We start from the raw sequence: 16,472 nt of genomic DNA, 5'->3' as shown, positions 1-16,472 counted from the left end.
GCATGAAAAGATTGGTCCACCTGCACCACTATCGCGCCCTGCTGCGCAGCCTGCTTATCGCCGTGTTTATCGGCGTCGCCGCCGCCCTGGCGGTGTGGCTGTTCCACCGTTCGATGATTGGTCTCGAGTGGCTGCTGCTCGGCAATGCCGACGGCAGCCTGGTGGCCGCCGCCGCCGCGCTGCCCGGCTGGCGACGCGCGCTGACGCCCGCGCTGGGCGGTCTGGCGGCGGGCCTGCTGCTGTATATTCACCAGCGCTACCGCCACCAGCGTCCAGCGGCGCCCACCGACTATATGGAAGCGATTGAGACCGGCAACGGCAAGCTGGATACCGGCGCCAGTCTGGTGAAGTGTCTGGCGTCGCTGCTGGTGGTGTCGAGCGGCAGCGCCATCGGCCGCGAAGGCGCGATGATCCTGCTGGCGGCGCTGGTGGGCTCGTTGTTTGCCCAGCGCTTTACGCACGAGAAAGAATGGAAACTGTGGGTGGCCTGCGCTGCCGCCGCCGGGATGGCCAGCGCCTATCATGCGCCGCTGGCGGGCAGCCTGTTTATCGCCGAGATCCTGTTCGGCACCCTGATGCTGGCCTCGCTCGGCCCGGTGGTGATCGCCGCAGTGAGCGCCCTGCTGATGACCAACCTGCTCAACGGCGGCCAGGCGCCGCTCTACCTGGTGACGCCGCTATCCGCCCCTCTGCCGACACAATACCTGCTGATGGCGCTGGTCGGCGTGGTGGCCGGCGCCGGCGGGCCGCTGTTTTTATGGCTGATGACCGCCACCGGCCGCGCGTTCCGATCGCTGCGGTTGAAGCCGCCGTTGCAGCTGGCGTTGGGCGGCCTGATCGTCGGGCTGCTTTCGCTGCTGTTCCCACAGGTGTGGGGCAACGGTTACAGCGTGGTACAGGCGCTGCTGATTGCGCCACCGGGGGTGTTGCTGCTGGGGGCGATCCTGGTATGTAAACTGTTGGCAATCCTTGCCAGCAGCGGGTCGGGCGCACCCGGCGGGGTCTTCACCCCGACGCTGTTCGTCGGCGCCGCGCTCGGCTCGATCATCGGTCAGCTGTTTGGCCTGTGGCCGGGCATGGATGCGGCGGTGCCGCTGCTGCTGGCGCTGACCGGCATGGCTACCCTGCTGGCCGCCACCACCCATGCGCCGATCATGGCGGCGCTGATGGTGTTTGAAATGACCGGCGAATACGCGCTGCTGCCCGGCATTCTGCTGGCCTGCGTGATCGCCACCACCGTGTCGCGCGGCCTGCGACCGGTGTCGGTGTACCACACGGCGCCGCCGCCCAAACGCGAGGCTTAGAACTCACCCTGCTGCAATATTTTCCTGAACTGCGGGCACTGCAGGTGCTCGGGTTCAGGACAATCGACCATGTGCCGCAGCCCGTCGCGCACCTGCATCAGGCGCTGGATATGGCGATCAAGCTCATCCGCCCGCGCCGCCAGCAGCCCGCGATCAATCGCGATTTGGCCCCGTTCGTCAAACAAGGCACTCATCTCATCCAACGTAAAGCCGGCCAGGCGCGCGAGCGCAATCAGCCGCAGTTGATCGAGCACCCCGGCGGCGTATTGACGGCGCAAACCGTGGCGGCCTATCGACGCAATCAGCCCCTTTTTCTCGTAATGCCGCAGCGCAGAAGGCGCGACTCCGCTCAGGCGCGCCACCGCGCCGATATCCAGTTCTTTTGCCATTGACTTGAAGCCGACTTTAAGTTGCACACTGTGCGCACATTATCACGTCACTGAGTTAAGGACACCCGTATGACCCCCGATATGTTAGTGCGCATCCTGTTAACCGGCGCCGGCGCCACCCTCTGCATGGATTTGTGGGCGTTGCTGCTGAAGCGGCGCTTCGGCATCCCTTCCCTCGATTACGCGCTGGTGGGCCGCTGGTTTCTCGGCATGTTCGACGGCCGCTGGTTTCACGCCACCATCGTCACGGCGCCGCCGCGCCAGGGTGAGAGAAAAATCGGCTGGATACTGCACTACGCCATCGGCTTGGCGTTCGCCTTTATCCCGCTCGGTTTGGCGGGCATCGAGTGGTATGCGGCGCCGGAACCGCGCATCGCGCTGTTGAGCGGCTGGCTAAGCCTGGCGGCGCCGTTTCTGGTGATGCAGCCCGCGCTGGGCTTTGGCGTGGCGGCGGCGAAAACCGCCAATCCGCGCAGGGCGCGGCTCCTCAGCCTGCTCACCCACACGGTGTATGGGCTGGGCCTGTTGATCGCCGCCCGATTGTTGGCGACGTTCTGTGCCTGAATGGGCTACAGCAACGTGGAAATATCGAGGTAGTGCGCCAGTTCGCGCTGCTCCGCGCGCGGCAGATACGGAATTTCACCCAGCAGCGGCGCGGAAATGCGCTGCTGCAGCGCCGTGATGGTTTCGGCGTAGTGCGCCAACCCCGGATTGATGCGGTTGGCCACCCAGCCCAGCAGCGGCAGGCCGTCGTTGATGATCGACTGCGCGGTCAGCAGCGCGTGGCTGACGCAGCCCAGCTTGATGCCCACCACCAGCACCACCGGCAGTTGCTCCTGCACCACCCATTCGGCGTACGGCCGCAGATCGTTCATCAGCACGCGCCAGCCGCCGCTGCCCTCCACCACCACCGTATCGGCTTTGGCGGACAGATCCCGCAGGCCGCTGCTCATCAGGCCATAGTTGATATCCTCGGTCGCATGCGCGTGAAACACCTCATCCAGACAAGTGATGGGGTTGATCTCCTCGTAGGACAGCGGCAAGGTTGAAGATGCCTGCAACACCAAAGCGTCTTTATTGCGGATGCCCTCGCTGGTTTCCTGGCAGCGCGCGGCGATCGGCTTGTAGCCGGCCACTGAACGGCCTTCGGCGGCCAGCGCCTGCATCAACCCGCGGGAAACCACGGTTTTACCGACGTCGGTATCCGTGCCTGTCACAAATAAACGCTTCAACATGAATAAAATGCCCCAGAATGCCCCGTTAACAATGTGTCGCCGCATCGGCGGCGAAGAAGTCTTTCGGAAAAATTCTAGGGGATGCTGCCACGTAGGGGCTTGAGGTAGCTCAATCTTTTGCGGGATTAATAAGAAGTTCTGATGTTAGCCTTGCAGCAATTGCACCAGCAGCGAACCGTTGTACAGCGCCTCTTTCACCAGCGCGGCGCCGGGCATGGTGCCCTTATTGAAGAACTGCGTGGATTCGACCTTGACCTGCTCGCTGTAGGCCGGCAGCGCCTGCTGGCGAATGCAGGACGCGATGGCCGGGTGCAGGATCTCCGCCGCGCGGTTGAGCGGCGAGCCCACCAGGATCTTCTCCGGATTGAACAGGTTGACCATGATCGCCAGAATGCGCCCCACGCTGTGGCCGACGCCGAGAATGATGTCCCGCGCCAGCTGATCGCCCGCCAGCGCGGCGTCGCACAGCGATTCAACGGTCAGCGGCGCGCCGTGCAGGCTGGAGCTCATCGAACCGCTCAGCCGCTGCTGGGCGATCTCCAGGATGTTCTCGATGCTGGCTACGGTTTCAAGGCAGCCGTGGTTGCCGCAATAGCAGCGTTTGCCGTACGGATCGACCTGGGTGTGGCCGATCTCCACCACGCTGTGGCTGCCGGCGTGCAGCACGTGGCCGCCGGTGATCACCCCGGCGCCGACGTTGTGGTCGATCACCACCTGAATCACGTTCTGGCTGCCGCGCGAGGCGCCATACAGCGCCTCGGCCATGGTCCAGGCGCTGATGTCATGCTGCAAGTAAACCGGCAGGCCGGTGCGGGTTTCCAGCGCCGGGCCGAGCGGCATCTCCAGCACGTCGTAAAACGGCATGCGGTGCACCACGCCGGACTGCACGTCGATCATGCCCGGCAGCGTGATGGCGATCGCCGTCAGCCGCTCCAGCTTGCTTTGGTGGCGGATAAAGAATTGGTCGACTTCGGTCAGGATGCGTTTCAGCAGCGGTTCAGGGTGTTCGGCCGCCAGCGGCAGCAACTCTTCCACCACCAGTTTGCTGCTGAGATCGCGCAGCGCCAGCGTGATGCTGCCGCGGCTGATACGGGCGGAAAGGTAATGCCAAGCCTCGGTGTCCAGCACCAGCCCCACCGCCGGGCGGCCCCGACTGCCGATTTCCTGGTACTCGGTTTCCTTGACCAGATGGGCTTCCAGCAGTTCGCGCACGATCTTGGTGATGCTGGCGGGCGCCAGCTGTGCGCGTTTTGACAGTTCGATACGCGAAATCGGGCCCAGCTGATCGATTAGCCGATAAACCGCCCCCGCATTGGTCTGCTTGATTTGATCGATATGCCCAGGCTGCCCAACCGCAATCACAAACCGGCTCCTACTATTTTTCGCGCTTCTAAATAAAGACTAGGGGTTATGGTGGGGCTTTTGTCATACAGCGTCAACTATTTGATTCGTTATGTGATTTGCTGCACAAATTCCTCGCAATTTCAGCGTGAATTGATTTTTATTTGCCCAACCTCAACGTCATTTCAGCATCAACGCCATCAGCGCCTGCGCCGCGGCGGTCAGCGGCCGGCGGCGGTGATGTACCAGCCAAACTTCGGTGGTGGCGTCCGGCTCCGCCAGCGGCAAATAGCGCACGCCGTCCACCCGCACTCGGGCGAATGACGCTGGCAAAATCGACACCCCCAACCCGGCGGAGACCAGCCCGATGATGGTCATCGCTTCCCCCACTTCCTGGGTGATATAGGGAGTAATGCCGGCCTTGCTGAGCAGCAGCAGGATTTCGTCATACAGCGCGGTGCCCACTTCGCGCGAGAAGAACACGAACGGCTCCTGCGCCAGGTGTTGAAAACGCAGCGCGCCGCCGGGCGTTTCCGCCAGCGGATGCCCCTCCGGCACCACCGCCACCAGCGGTTCGCGCAGCAGCAGCTGATAGTGCAGCGCTTCCGGCAGCCGCGTGTTGCGCATCACCCCCAGATCCAGCTCACCGTTCAGCAGCGGTTCGATCTGCTGTTTGGTGTTGATTTCGCGCATTTTGATATGCACCTGCGGGGACTGCTGACGAAAGGTGCGCAGGCTGCGCGCCACCACGCCGATAAAGGGCGCGGAAGAGGTAAAGCCGATGGTCATTTCCCCCAGTTCGCCACGATCCAGACGCGCCGCCTTTTCCGCCGCGCGCCCGACCTGATCGAGCACCTGGTAGGCTTCTTTGAGGAACATCTCCCCGGCCTGGGTCAAACTGACGTTGCGGTTGTTGCGCGCCAGCAGCCGCGCGCCGACCATCTCTTCCAGCGCCTGGATTTGCTGGCTGAGCGGTGGCTGGGAGATCCGCAACCGCTCGGCGGCACGGCCAAAATGCAGCTCTTCCGCCACGGCAATAAAGTAACGCAGGTGTCTCAGTTCGATATTCATATTTAAAACATCTTAATTTGAATTATTAATATATTAGACAAAAAATTCGCCACTCCCTATCATTTTGTTATCTGCAAAGTGTCTGTTTATCTCCCCGAAGTTCGGTAAGGAAACGCTGTGACAACCCCTGTGCGTTCTGCGGCCGTGATGCCGTCGACGCTGGCCGCCAACGATGACGCGGCCGCTGCGCCAAAAGTAAAACGCTCCACCCTCAACAACAAACTCCCCTATATCGAACGCGGCACGCCGCAGTTTATGCGCGTAACGCTGGCGCTGTTTTCCGCCGGGCTGGCAACCTTCGCGCTGCTCTACTGCGTGCAGCCGATCCTGCCGGTGCTGTCGCAAGACTTCGGCGTATCGCCGGCGGAAAGCAGCCTGTCGCTTTCGGTCTCTACCGGCCTGCTGGCGATCGGCCTGATGTTCACCGGGCCGCTGTCAGACGCCATCGGCCGTAAATCGGTGATGGTGGTAGCGCTGCTGCTGGCGGCGGTCTGCACGCTGATCTGCGCCTTTATGACCAGTTGGCACGGCATTTTGCTGATGCGAGCGCTGATCGGCCTGTCGCTGAGCGGCGTGGCGGCGGTCGGCATGACCTATCTCAGCGAAGAGATCCATCCCAGCTTCGTCGCCTTCTCTATGGGGCTGTACATCAGCGGCAACTCGATCGGCGGCATGAGCGGCCGCCTGGTGACCGGGGTATTGACCGACTTCTTCTCCTGGCGCGTATCGCTCGGGGTCATCGGCCTGTTCGCCCTCGCCGCCGCCTGCATGTTCTGGCGTATCCTGCCTGCCTCGCGGCATTTTCGCGCCAGCTCGCTGCGCCCGCGCACCCTGCTGATCAACTTCAAGCTGCATTGGCACGATAAGGGCCTGCCGCTGCTGTTCGCGGAAGGTTTCCTGCTGATGGGCAGCTTCGTCACCCTGTTCAACTATATCGGCTATCGCCTGCTGGCGGATCCTTACCACCTGAGCCAGGCGATTGTCGGCCTGCTGTCGGTGGTGTACCTCACCGGTTCCTACAGCTCGCCCAAGGCCGGCGCGCTCACCTCGCGCTTCGGACGTGGCCCGGTGCTGCTGGCGTCAATCGTGATTATGCTGATCGGGATCCTGATTACCGCGCTGCCGCAGGTGCCGGCGATCTTTATCGGCATGATGCTGTTCACCGCCGGTTTCTTCGCCGCCCACTCGGTGGCCAGCAGCTGGATTGGCCGCCGTGCGCGCCGCGCCAAAGGCCAGGCGTCGTCGCTGTATCTGTTCTGCTATTACGTCGGCTCCAGCGTGGCCGGCACCCTCGGCGGCGTGTTCTGGCACAGCTTCGGCTGGAATGGCGTAGCGGCGTTTATCAGCCTGATGCTGTTGCTGGCGCTGCTGGTGGTGCATTACCTGAAACGCCTGCCGGAAGCCGCTCGTCTTTGAAAAGAAAAAGCCGCGGCGATTTGCCGCGGCTCGTCCTGCCAGTGCCTGTGGTTATTGACCGGTTTTCCAGCGGGTGCGCAGGTACTCCACGGCCTTATCCGTTTGCGGCTCGGTCAGATAGCGTTGCCGGAACAGGATGGTTCCCCCCATCCCCGGCAGGCTCTCGTTGAGATCCAACTGCCTTTTCAGCTCGGGAACGCCGCCGCCGACGGTCCATGCCGGTTCGCTCGCCGATGGCGTGCCCACTTTATACAGCGCCACCCCGGCATAAAGCCGAACCGGCGTGCCTTTCACCACCTCGGCCCACCAGTTGGCCAGCACGTCGTAGCGGACAATTTCACGATCGAAAGGCCAGTACAGCTGCGGTGCGATGTAGTCGAGCAGCCCCAGTTTGACCCACTGGCGCGTATCGGCATAGGCCGCATCGTACGATGGCGCGCCTGCCCGCGTCGCCGAACCGGCGGGATCGTCCGCTTTGTTTCGCCAGACGCCCGCCGGGCTAACGCCAAACGCGACAGCGGGCTTTAGCGCCCTGACGGTGGCTGAAACCTGTTTTATCAATTGCAGCGTATTGTCTCTTCGCCAACTGGCCTTGTCTGCAAACCCTTTGCCGTATTCGCGATACGTCTTTTCATCATCCAGCGGCGATTGCGGCGTCTCATAATAGAAATAATCGTCAAATTGAATGCCGTCGACGTCATAGTTTTTGACGACTTCAGCCACCACGCCGGTGATCCAGTTGCGCACGTCGGGTAAGCCAGGATCGAGCGCAAAGCGGTCGTTGGCCGTACGTATCCAGTCGGGATGCAGCGCATAGACGCTGGCCGGTGGGGACTGCAACGTCTGATTAAGTGCATCAATCGTTTGCTGTCGGGTATTCATGGAAACCCGATAAGGGTTCAGCCAGGCATGCACTTTGATACCGCGCCGGTGCGCTTCTTGCAGCATAAAGGCCAGCGGATCATAACCCGGATCCTGGCCCACGGTGCCGGTCAAGACCTCAGACCAAGGCAAGATGTCAGAACGCCACAGGGCCGTTCCGTCCGGTTTAACCTGAAAATACACCGTGTTAATCCCGGTTTTCACCATGTCGTCCAGTGCGTCCGTCAGCCCCTGCTGCTGCAGGCGCACCCGCTCTTGCGCCGTTTCCGCTTTCAGGGAGGCCGCCGGCGGCCAGTCCAAGCCAATGACCGTGGCCAGCCAGATGCCCCGCATCGGTGTAACCGGCGGTGTCGGCTGTGCAGGTTTCTCCGGTTCGGGGGGCTTGGCGCATCCGCTCACGCCCAGCATGGCGGCCATCAACAGCCATCCGCCTAGTTTTGTTGCGCCTGTCGGCATAAATATTCTCCTTCCGTGAGTGACGGTTATCCCATGTCGTTTCGTGCAGAGCAAGAAACCGCCCGCTTTCTCAACGCGAGCAAGCTGCCGGCGTCGCCCTTTCTGACGACGCCGGTACTTGTCCCATTACCAGCTCAGCCCCGTCCCGCGAGGGAACGCCACCTTGCCCGTATTGGTTTCCTCATCGTAGTCATGCCAGGTGTTGACCGGCAGTTTGCCCTGGGGTGTGATTTTCCCCGTCAGCACGTGCGCCAAAGCGATCATCGAAGGGCCACGCCATACGCCGCTGTCATACCCGTAGTAAGAATAGGTGGCGACGGCTGCATCCACGTCTGCGGCATAGTTCACGATATCGTAAGGCGCGCGCAATGAGAGGTGAACGCGTTTTTTCCCCTGCTCGGCGGCGTATTTCAACCAGCCCGGGTAAGGGCTGCTGTCATTACTCGCTCCGGTGGCGGAGGTCACGACGCCATCCTGCTCGGCAGGCGTAAAGCGGGTCGAAAGCGTGCCGAGCAGGAACACGTCGCAATCGGCAATATGCGCCCTGATTTGGGCATCGTTCAGTTCCGTTTCCTTCGCGGCAACGACGTTCTGGTAGCCCTCCTGCGTCATCACGTTAGCGATGCCTTTGGCCTGCTCACCCCACGGGGTCAGGATAAAATAGCGCAGCGCCTTGTCTTTCAACGGCAGCAGGCTGTGGCGGTTAATGACCACGGTAATGGAGCGATCGGCAATGCGCTTTTCCAGCTTGTGCGCTGACAACGCGACGTCGTTGGAACAAGGTTTATCGCTATGCCCCATCAGGCCATGGCGTAATTTCAGGCGCAAAATGCGCTCGACCGAAGCATCGATATCGGCCTCGCTGAGATGCCCTGTTTTCACCCTTTCCGCAAGATAACGAATCAGGTCCGGCAGCAGGTTAGCCTGGGCCGGCGAAGCGATGCTGACAGGCATCAGGGCGATATCCACCCCGGCGGCAAAGACGTTTTCAGCCGCCCCCTGTTGGGTGAAGTGCTCAGCAATCGCGCCCATATCCAGCGCGTCTGAAATCGTTACGCCGGCATAACCCAGCTCATCGCGCAGGATGCGGGTCTGAATTTCATACGACATGGTGGCCGGCACCGTGATTTTTTCTCCGCTGCGGGTGTCGATCTGGCGGTTATCCAGCGCGGGGTACTGAATATGCGCGGTCATGACCATGTCCGGCGCCGCACAGCGGTCAATGGCCTGTTTGTAAGGCGCGATATCGATGGCAAACGCCTCTTCCCGCGTACGATCGACGCGCGGCAAACCGGTATGCGAGTCGGTGGAGGTGCTGCCATGGCCAGGGAAGTGTTTGTAAGCGGTGATCAGCCCTTGCTGCTTCATCCCCGCCACTATTTTCTCGGCCAGGCGGGACACGGTGTTCTTATCATCGCTGAAGGCGCGAACGTTAATCACCGGGTTGAACGGGTTGGTGTTGACGTCCACGACCGGGGCAAAGTTGGTATTGATATGCAACGCGCGCATATCCTGGGCCATCAGCTTGCCCTGTTCAACGGCGAGCTGTTTATCCGCACCGCCCTCAATCGCCGCCGCCAGCGCCATATTGCCGGGGAATGAGGCATAGTCGCCGCGCGGCAGCCGGAAAACGTTACCGCCCTCATTATCCGTGCCGATAAACAGGCGAATGCCGGCGTGCGTTTTCATCGCGGCATACCAAGCCGTCAACGTTTTGATCTGCTGCTTGTCTTTCAGATTATTGGCGAACAGGATCACCCCGCCCACGTGGTTATCGGCGATCAGCTTGCCAATGGCTTCATCGGGAACGGTCATATCCTGATTGCTGCTACCGTTCCGATCCCAGTAGCGAAAATCCAGCATGATTTTTTGCCCGATCTTCTCTTCCAGCGTCATGTTTTTGACTTTCTGTTTAATATCCACAGTAAACCTCCTGTTAAAGCACCCGTTAATGACAGAAGAAAAGATAACCCCAAGGGCTCATAGCGTCCTGCCATTCTGTTTGTTCCAGCGATTGGACAACGGCAAACGAGAAATGGACTAAACAAAAAATAAACGAGCGAGAGAATTCCCCCTGCTGCCCGCCCTATTTCCCCCTGGTAAGCCGGGCGGGCAGTTAAGCCGAGTATTTCCCCATCGCCGATGTTGCCCCCAGCCTGCTACTCTCCTATAGTATGTTGTAACTAAAATAGGAGCGTACGATGAGCAGATACGATGTGATTGGCCGAATGAATGCCTGCTTTGTCGAGCTAGAGCAGGCGCTGGGCGCATTGCAGCAGCAGATCACCCCGCTGCGCTTGCTGGCAGCGCGGGTGTTCAGCCTGCCGGAGGTTGAAAAAGGCCAGGAACATCAGGCTATCTCGCATATCGCGGTCGAACAGCATGTGGGACAAGCGGCGCGCGATCTGGCGCTGGAGCATTATCAGCGGCTGTTCATCCACCATAACCGGGAGAATGTCAGCAGCAAGGCCGCCGTGCGGCTGCCCGGCGTTATCTGTCTGGCGGTGGAGCAACCGGAATATCTGACGCTGCAGGCGCAGCTGGCGCTGATCAACCGCCTGAAGGGCGAACTGGAGCAGATTATCACCGTCGATTCCGGTCTGGCGCCGGAGCAGCGTTTCGAGTTCGTACACACCCATCTGCACGGGCTGATTACCCTCAGCGCCTACCGCACCCTCACCGCCCTGACCAACCCCGACTCGGTGCGCTTCGGCTGGGCCAACAAGCACATCATCAAAAACATCAAGCGGGACGACATCCTGGCGCAGCTGGAGAAAAGCCTGAAAGCCGGCCGCGCGGTGCCGCCGCACAGCCGTGAACAGTGGGCCGCCCTGGTCAGCCGCGAAATAGACGATGTCAGCCGTCTGCCGCAGCACGCGACGCTGAAAATCAAGCGGCCGGTCAAAGTACAACCTATCGCCCGCGTGTGGTATCAGCAGCAACAAAAGCAGGTGCAGCACCCCTGCCCGCTGCCGCTGATCGCCCTGTGTCAGGTAGAGAGCGGCGCCGCAGTGCCGAAGATTGGCGAGCTGCTCAACTACGACGTCGACGCGGTGAAACACCGTTACAAACCCGACGCCCGACCGCTGCGGCTGCTGGTGCCGCGCTTGCACCTGTATGCCGATGACGCTACTCGCTGAGGGCATATACTCGCAGGCGATGGCCGTCCGGATCCCGCGCGACGAAGGTGTAACCGAATTCCATCTCGGTCGGCGTTTGCTCGATAGGCAGCCCGAGTTCGCGCCACTGGTTATAGCGCGCTTCGACCTCATGCGGATCCTGGCACAAGAAGCCCAGCTCACCGCCGCCGCCGGTCAACGTGGCAGCGGGTTTTACCCCCTGTTTGGCCCACATCCCCAGCTTGAAGCCGTTGTTGAGCACAAACAGGGCGAAGCCGGGAGAAAGCTCTACCGGCGCCTGTCCCAGTAAACGTTGATAAAAGGCGGCACTGTTCAGCGGATTGTCGACGTAAAGCAGGGTCATGCTGGGAAGGGTCATCGGTCTGTCCTCTGGATGATGGGAACCGGCCGGTTCCCGATAGGCACAGACTAAGGCGCGCGACTGACAGTTTATGGCAGCAGCGTGCCGCTATTGCTCCGCAATGCCCTCGCTGAGGCGCCACTCTTTCAGCAGCCGCCGCCGTCCGCGCGGATAGCGCGGTTCCAACGGCGTGGCGGCCTGGATGCGGTCGAGGCGAAAATGACGAAAGGCCTGGCGTAGCTCGCACCAGGCGACCAACATCTGGAACTGGTCGAAAAAGCCCAGTGCAAAGGGCCACAGCAGGCGTTCGCTGCGCTGCCCCGCCAGGTCAAGATAGTCGATATGCAGCTTGCGCTCGCGGCGGATGGTGTCACGGATCAGCACCCGCAGCTCATCCGCCACCGGCGGCGCCTGAACCGGCGCTATCAACAGCGTGTTGGCCTCAAGCTCCTCCCGCAGTGCCGGCGGCAGCACGTCGGCGATCTTGGCCAGCGCCTGGCCCGCCGCACTCGCCAGCTGACTGTCGCCGTGGCGGCTGACCCAGCGCATCCCCAGCACCAGTGCTTCTGTCTCCGCCTGCGAGAACATCAGCGGCGGTAGCATGAAGCCGGGGCGCAGCACATAACCGACGCCCGCCTCGCCGGCGATCTCCGCCCCCTGCTGCTGCAGCGTGGCGATATCGCGGTACAGCGTGCGCATGCTGATGCCCAGCGTCTGCGCCAGCGCATGGCCCGCCACCGGATAACGGTGGCTGCGCAGCAGCTGCATCAGATCGAGTAAACGTTGTGCGCGCGACATATCACGGCTCCCTGCATAACGCGGTTTGGACAAAATCGGCAAAGGCCCGCGCCTTGGCCGAAACGAAATGGCCGCCGGGGAACACCGCCCACAGCGCCAGCGGCGGCAGTTGCCAGTCCGCTAAGGCCGCAATCGCCGCCCCGCTTTGCAGCTCGTTGCGAAACATGCCTTCGCTGGCGACGGTAGCACCGAAGTCCGCCATCACCAGCTCGCGCACGCACTCCGCCGCGTTGACCCGCATGCGCCCTGGCAGCCGCAGCGTGCGCTGTTCCTCTCCACGGCTGAAGCGCCACTGCTCGCCGCCGCCACGGTGATGGTAAATCACCATCTCGTGCTGCAACAGATCTTCCGGCCGCTGCGGCATACCGGCAGCGGCAAAATAGCCGGGCGTGCCGATCACGCATTGCTTTACCTCACCCAGCTTGCGGGCGGTAAAGCCGGAATCCTCCAATTCGCCAATACACAGGGCAATATCGATGCCCTCTTCAATCAGCGACAAATTGCCGTCATCCAGCAGCAGATCGACGTTCAACCGCGGATTGGCGCGCATAAACGCCGTCAAATCAGGCAAGGGAACGATGCGGGCGAACACCGCCGCCGAAGCGACCCGAAGCCGGCCGCTCAGGGTCTCGCCAGCGCTCTGCACCAGCGCTTCGGTCTCCGCCAGCTCGTTAAGGATACGTCGGGTGCGTTGATACAGCTGCTGTCCCGCATCCGTCGGCTGCAGGCCGTGGGTCGAGCGCAGCATCAGGCGCGTGCCGAGCTGCTGTTCCAGCCGCGCCACCGCTTTTGAGACCGCCGGCTGCCCCACGTGCAGCCGCCGCGCTGCCGCGGTAAAGGAACCGCTCTCGTAAACGCAGGCATAGGTTTCGTAATCGGCAAATTTACCCATGACATTCCTTGATGGAATAACGGTTAGCATCTATTGCAGTCTACACGCGCCATTTAGGAATGGGCAAGATGAGCGCTCCCCCTCATTCCCATCAGGAGAACGCATGACACTGCAAGACAAACTCGATGCCTTCAAAGTGGCATTCGAAGCCGACCAACTGCCGTTCAAACTCGCGGCGCAAGATCACGCGCTGATGCGTGAGGCGATCCAGGCGCAGATCGCGTCGGGCATTACCGAATGCGCGCTGACGGTCGGCGACGCCGCGCCCGGCTTTATCCTACCGGACAGCGAAAACCGGCCATGCTCTTCCGCGGCGCTGTTGGCGCAGGGCCCACTGGTCATCAGTTTCTATCGCGGGGTCTGGTGCCCTTACTGTACGCTCGATCTGCAGGCGCTGCAGGCCGCACTCCCCGCCATCACGCATCACGGCGCGCAGCTCGTGGCCATTTCACCGCAGAGCGCGTTGCATAACCGCCAGGCCGTGCGCGATCACGATCTCACCTTTCCGCTACTCAGCGATGCAGGCAACCGCCTGGCGGCTCAATTCGGCCTGCGTTACCGCCTGCCGGACGCGCTGCTCGCCCTCTATCAACAGCGGCTCGGCCTCGATCTGGCGCAGTTCAACCAGGATGACAGCTGGACGCTGCCGCTGCCGGCGCGGTTCGTCATTACTCCCGATGGCCGTATTGCCTATGCCGAAGCGCACGCCGATTACACCCGGCGGCCGGAGCCGCAGGCGCTGTTGTCGGTGCTGGAAGGATTGGCCTGATAAAGACGGGGCGCAAACGCGCCCCGTTAAGAGATGGTGATGAACGCGGTTACTTCTGCATGCTGCCGACCATCGCCTCCGGGCGTACCCATTCATCGAACTGCGCTTCGGTCAGATGGCCGAGCTTCAGCGCTGCGGCTTTCAACGTCAGCCCTTCCTTGTGCGCTTTCTTGGCGATTTCCGCCGCTTTGTCATAACCGATATGGGTGTTGAGCGCCGTCACCAGCATCAGCGATTCATTCAGCAACTGGGTAATGCGATCGCGGTTCGGTTCGATGCCCACCGCGCAGTGCTCGTTGAAGCCCTGCATACCGTCGGCCAGCAGGCGGATCGACTGCAGGTAGTTGTGGATCACCATCGGGCGGAACACGTTCAGCTCGAAGTTGCCGGAAGCCCCGCCGATGTTCACCGCCACGTCGTTGCCCAGCACCTGCGCGCACAGCATGGTCATCGCTTCACACTGGGTCGGGTTGACTTTGCCCGGCATGATGGAGCTGCCCGGCTCGTTCTCCGGGATCGAGATCTCGCCGATGCCGCAGCGCGGGCCAGACGCCAGCCAGCGCACGTCGTTGGCGATCTTCATCAGCGAAGCCGCCAGCCCTTTCAGCGCGCCATGCCCTTGCACCAGCGCATCGCAGGTCGCCAGCGCTTCGAACTTGTTCGGCGCGGTGACGAACGGCTGATGGGTCAATTCCGCCAGCGCTTTAGCGACGCGCACCGCGTACTCCGGATGGGTATTCAGGCCGGTGCCGACCGCCGTGCCGCCCAGCGCCAGCTCGGCGATGTGCGGAATACTGTCCTCGATGTGTTTCAGATTGTGCGCCAGCATCGCCGCCCAGCCAGAGATTTCCTGCCCCAGGGTCAGCGGCGTGGCGTCCTGCAGGTGGGTGCGGCCGATTTTAACGATGTCGCGGTAGGCTTCGGCCTTGTCGCTCAGCGTCTTGTGCAGCACTTTCAGCTCGGGGATCAGGTGCTCGCGCAGCGCAATCACCGCCGCCACGTGCATCGCGGTGGGAAACACGTCGTTGGAGCTCTGGCTTTTATTGACGTCGTCGTTCGGATGCACCTTGCGCTCTTCACCGCGCACGCCGCCCAGTAGCTCGCTGGCGCGATTGGCCAACACTTCGTTCATGTTCATGTTGGTCTGGGTACCGGAGCCGGTTTGCCAGATGGACAGCGGGAACTGGTCAGCATGACGATCCGCCAGCACTTCGTCGGAGGCGTTGATGATGGCGGCACCCCGCTCGGCCGGTAGCAGCCCCAGATCCACGTTCACCTGCGCGGCGGCGCGTTTGGTCAACGCCAGCGCGTGGATCAGCGCGGTCGGCATCTTTTCGGAGGAAATACGGAAATGTGCCAACGAACGCTGGGTTTGCGCGCCCCACAGCTTGTCGGCCGCGACTTCGATGGGGCCCATAGAGTCTTTTTCGATACGAACGCCTGCCATCATGATCTCCTTAGCATAATTCCTAAAATTGTAGGGTTAGGCCGACGCGCTACCCCCCGTCGGCATGCACTCCCAGTATAGTGACATAATAACTATTCGCATTAAGAGAGTTATCTCACAGCACGTTTCATCTCTTTTACCCATCAATGACGCGGTTATTTTCCGCCGGTTAACCCGCGCCGAAATAAACGGCCGGAAATGAGTCCGGAGAATAAAAGTGTGGGTAGCCATTAGCGCGGATGACGCGAATTAAAATTATTGATGCGTTGCGCCTGTAAATGATTGAGCTCATCGATACGTTGTTGCTGCAGATGATTGATCTCGTCATAGGCGTCCTGCCGTTCATTATGCCGATACACCCCGGTCGCCACCACGCCGGCGGTAAGTGCCAGCGGGTGCGACACGGGTGCGATCGAGGTGGGAACCGCTACCGGCGCGGGTACAACGACGATCGGGGCCGGCGCGATCACCACGGCGCGCGGAGCCGCGTAGGGATAGGCGACAATCACCGCCGCCTGAGCTGCGCCGGTGCAAAAGCCCAACAACAACAACAACAGTTTTTTCATGCAACAGACCTCTTGTTTCGTTAAATCGACTCGTTGGCCGTTACGGTAAAGGGGTCTGACGCGCCGGTTTAAGCTCGACGTGTGATCGCCCGGCGCAGCGCGAAAATAATAATAAGGGAATGGCTCAGACGGTAAAAAATAAATTCAGCCGACATAGTTTGACATGCTGAAGAATAAATAATGACGCAGGATAAGCGGGCTATCGGCAATAACCCATTCTCCCAAAGAATAATCTTGCGACGGATTTTCTGGGCCGCGTTGAGACCTGCGCACCAATTGAGACGCCGATCGTTATCACGCTATACTTTGGCCCCGTTGCCGGGCGCGACGTTATCCGGCGATGTTTTGATCGCGCCCATGATTTTTCCTGCCGACGCGAGGGTATGATGGTCGTCGGCATAGATTGAGTTAACCGTATAAAATCAG

The 16,472-nt window shown here is 61.3% G+C and carries 16 protein-coding genes; 5 read left to right on the top strand and 11 right to left on the bottom strand.

All coding sequences use genetic code 11. The features are described from left to right. The first annotated feature begins 2 nt into the window (after window positions 1-2). Window positions 3-1,304, top strand: a complete 1,302-nt coding sequence (clcB, locus tag GUC32_RS11275; RefSeq protein WP_025302717.1) for a voltage-gated ClC-type chloride channel ClcB — start codon at window positions 3-5, stop codon at window positions 1,302-1,304. On the opposite strand, the gene GUC32_RS11270 is transcribed toward clcB, so the two are convergent. Further along, a complete protein-coding gene (locus GUC32_RS11270; RefSeq protein WP_043143268.1) occupies window positions 1,301-1,693 on the bottom strand; it encodes a helix-turn-helix domain-containing protein in 393 nt (130 codons plus the stop codon). The two genes, clcB and GUC32_RS11270, sit on opposite strands and share 4 nt — an antisense overlap. 69 nt (window positions 1,694-1,762) lie before the next feature. Between GUC32_RS11270 and GUC32_RS11265 the strand changes: the two genes are divergently transcribed. After that, window positions 1,763-2,257, top strand: coding sequence for a DUF2938 family protein (locus GUC32_RS11265; RefSeq protein WP_043143271.1), 495 nt, complete (start codon window positions 1,763-1,765; stop codon window positions 2,255-2,257). 5 nt (window positions 2,258-2,262) lie between these two features. Here GUC32_RS11265 and bioD read toward each other — a convergent pair whose 3' ends face one another. The 3 genes from bioD to GUC32_RS11250 form a co-directional block, all read right to left on the bottom strand. Further along, window positions 2,263-2,928 (bottom strand): dethiobiotin synthase, encoded by a 666-nt coding sequence (gene bioD / locus GUC32_RS11260; protein ID WP_025302714.1) that lies wholly within the window; start codon window positions 2,926-2,928, stop codon window positions 2,263-2,265. A gap of 144 nt (window positions 2,929-3,072) precedes the next feature. Then, entirely contained in the window at window positions 3,073-4,290 is a 1,218-nt protein-coding gene (locus GUC32_RS11255) for an ROK family transcriptional regulator (RefSeq protein ID WP_025302713.1), read from the bottom strand. A gap of 159 nt (window positions 4,291-4,449) precedes the next feature. Beyond that, window positions 4,450-5,340: a LysR substrate-binding domain-containing protein gene (locus GUC32_RS11250; protein WP_025302712.1), complete on the bottom strand. Its 891-nt coding sequence runs from the start codon at window positions 5,338-5,340 to the stop codon at window positions 4,450-4,452. 147 nt (window positions 5,341-5,487) lie between these two features. On the opposite strand from GUC32_RS11250, the gene GUC32_RS11245 reads away from it, so the two are divergent. Beyond that, window positions 5,488-6,756, top strand: coding sequence for an MFS transporter (locus GUC32_RS11245; protein ID WP_031300458.1), 1,269 nt, complete (start codon window positions 5,488-5,490; stop codon window positions 6,754-6,756). A gap of 51 nt (window positions 6,757-6,807) precedes the next feature. Here the strand turns inward: GUC32_RS11245 and GUC32_RS11240 are convergent, their stop codons facing one another. Beyond that, on the bottom strand, window positions 6,808-7,971 hold the full coding sequence (locus tag GUC32_RS11240; RefSeq protein WP_149570603.1) for a glycoside hydrolase family 10 protein: 1,164 nt from the start codon (window positions 7,969-7,971) through the stop codon (window positions 6,808-6,810). A 249-nt stretch (window positions 7,972-8,220) separates the two neighbouring features. Further along, complete coding sequence (locus tag GUC32_RS11235) at window positions 8,221-10,017, bottom strand: glycoside hydrolase family 3 protein (RefSeq protein WP_337146869.1); 1,797 nt, start codon at window positions 10,015-10,017, stop codon at window positions 8,221-8,223. A 278-nt stretch (window positions 10,018-10,295) separates the two neighbouring features. On the opposite strand from GUC32_RS11235, the gene tus reads away from it, so the two are divergent. Beyond that, a complete protein-coding gene (gene tus, locus GUC32_RS11230) occupies window positions 10,296-11,234 on the top strand; it encodes a DNA replication terminus site-binding protein (RefSeq protein ID WP_142590424.1) in 939 nt (312 codons plus the stop codon). On the opposite strand, the gene GUC32_RS11225 is transcribed toward tus, so the two are convergent. From GUC32_RS11225 to GUC32_RS11215, 3 genes are all read right to left on the bottom strand, one after another. Then, on the bottom strand, window positions 11,224-11,592 hold the full coding sequence (locus GUC32_RS11225; protein WP_025302707.1) for a VOC family protein: 369 nt from the start codon (window positions 11,590-11,592) through the stop codon (window positions 11,224-11,226). The genes tus and GUC32_RS11225 overlap by 11 nt on opposite strands. 90 nt (window positions 11,593-11,682) lie before the next feature. Continuing rightward, the gene (locus tag GUC32_RS11220) at window positions 11,683-12,372 is read right to left on the bottom strand and encodes a YafY family protein (protein WP_025302706.1); all 690 of its coding nucleotides are present in this window, start codon (window positions 12,370-12,372) and stop codon (window positions 11,683-11,685) included. Window position 12,373: 1 nt separating this feature from the next. After that, window positions 12,374-13,264: a LysR family transcriptional regulator gene (locus GUC32_RS11215; RefSeq protein ID WP_025302705.1), complete on the bottom strand. Its 891-nt coding sequence runs from the start codon at window positions 13,262-13,264 to the stop codon at window positions 12,374-12,376. Window positions 13,265-13,367: 103 nt separating this feature from the next. On the opposite strand from GUC32_RS11215, the gene GUC32_RS11210 reads away from it, so the two are divergent. Continuing rightward, the gene (locus tag GUC32_RS11210) at window positions 13,368-14,033 is read left to right on the top strand and encodes a peroxiredoxin-like family protein (protein WP_369435728.1); all 666 of its coding nucleotides are present in this window, start codon (window positions 13,368-13,370) and stop codon (window positions 14,031-14,033) included. Between the two features lie 49 nt (window positions 14,034-14,082). Here the strand turns inward: GUC32_RS11210 and fumC are convergent, their stop codons facing one another. Then, window positions 14,083-15,480, bottom strand: coding sequence for a class II fumarate hydratase (gene fumC, locus GUC32_RS11205; protein WP_369435727.1), 1,398 nt, complete (start codon window positions 15,478-15,480; stop codon window positions 14,083-14,085). 230 nt (window positions 15,481-15,710) lie between these two features. Beyond that, on the bottom strand, window positions 15,711-16,046 hold the full coding sequence (locus GUC32_RS11200) for a hypothetical protein (RefSeq protein WP_337146862.1): 336 nt from the start codon (window positions 16,044-16,046) through the stop codon (window positions 15,711-15,713). Window positions 16,047-16,472: the final 426 nt, after the last annotated feature.

Origin of the sequence: Serratia sp. NGAS9, from assembly GCF_009905295.1 — a bacterium.
Classification (GTDB): domain Bacteria; phylum Pseudomonadota; class Gammaproteobacteria; order Enterobacterales; family Enterobacteriaceae; genus Serratia; species Serratia bockelmannii.
Note: the sequence above shows the minus strand (reverse complement) of the source record. Positions and strands in the feature narration are given on the sequence as shown.

What these genes read in the sequence shown, in the direction of transcription:
- GUC32_RS11265 (WP_043143271.1), top strand. Translation starts at nt 1,763, where the DNA reads ATGACCCCCGATATGTTAGTGCGCATCCTGTTAACCGGCGCCGGCGCC.
- bioD (WP_025302714.1), bottom strand. Translation starts at nt 2,928, where the DNA reads ATGTTGAAGCGTTTATTTGTGACAGGCACGGATACCGACGTCGGTAAA.
- clcB (WP_025302717.1), top strand. Translation starts at nt 3, where the DNA reads ATGAAAAGATTGGTCCACCTGCACCACTATCGCGCCCTGCTGCGCAGC.
- GUC32_RS11225 (WP_025302707.1), bottom strand. Translation starts at nt 11,592, where the DNA reads ATGACCCTTCCCAGCATGACCCTGCTTTACGTCGACAATCCGCTGAAC.
- GUC32_RS11245 (WP_031300458.1), top strand. Translation starts at nt 5,488, where the DNA reads ATGCCGTCGACGCTGGCCGCCAACGATGACGCGGCCGCTGCGCCAAAA.
- fumC (WP_369435727.1), bottom strand. Translation starts at nt 15,480, where the DNA reads ATGGCAGGCGTTCGTATCGAAAAAGACTCTATGGGCCCCATCGAAGTC.
- GUC32_RS11215 (WP_025302705.1), bottom strand. Translation starts at nt 13,264, where the DNA reads ATGGGTAAATTTGCCGATTACGAAACCTATGCCTGCGTTTACGAGAGC.
- GUC32_RS11270 (WP_043143268.1), bottom strand. Translation starts at nt 1,693, where the DNA reads ATGGCAAAAGAACTGGATATCGGCGCGGTGGCGCGCCTGAGCGGAGTC.
- tus (WP_142590424.1), top strand. Translation starts at nt 10,296, where the DNA reads ATGAGCAGATACGATGTGATTGGCCGAATGAATGCCTGCTTTGTCGAG.
- GUC32_RS11220 (WP_025302706.1), bottom strand. Translation starts at nt 12,372, where the DNA reads ATGTCGCGCGCACAACGTTTACTCGATCTGATGCAGCTGCTGCGCAGC.
- GUC32_RS11210 (WP_369435728.1), top strand. Translation starts at nt 13,368, where the DNA reads ATGACACTGCAAGACAAACTCGATGCCTTCAAAGTGGCATTCGAAGCC.
- GUC32_RS11200 (WP_337146862.1), bottom strand. Translation starts at nt 16,046, where the DNA reads ATGAAAAAACTGTTGTTGTTGTTGTTGGGCTTTTGCACCGGCGCAGCT.
- GUC32_RS11240 (WP_149570603.1), bottom strand. Translation starts at nt 7,971, where the DNA reads ATGCGGGGCATCTGGCTGGCCACGGTCATTGGCTTGGACTGGCCGCCG.
- GUC32_RS11250 (WP_025302712.1), bottom strand. Translation starts at nt 5,340, where the DNA reads ATGAATATCGAACTGAGACACCTGCGTTACTTTATTGCCGTGGCGGAA.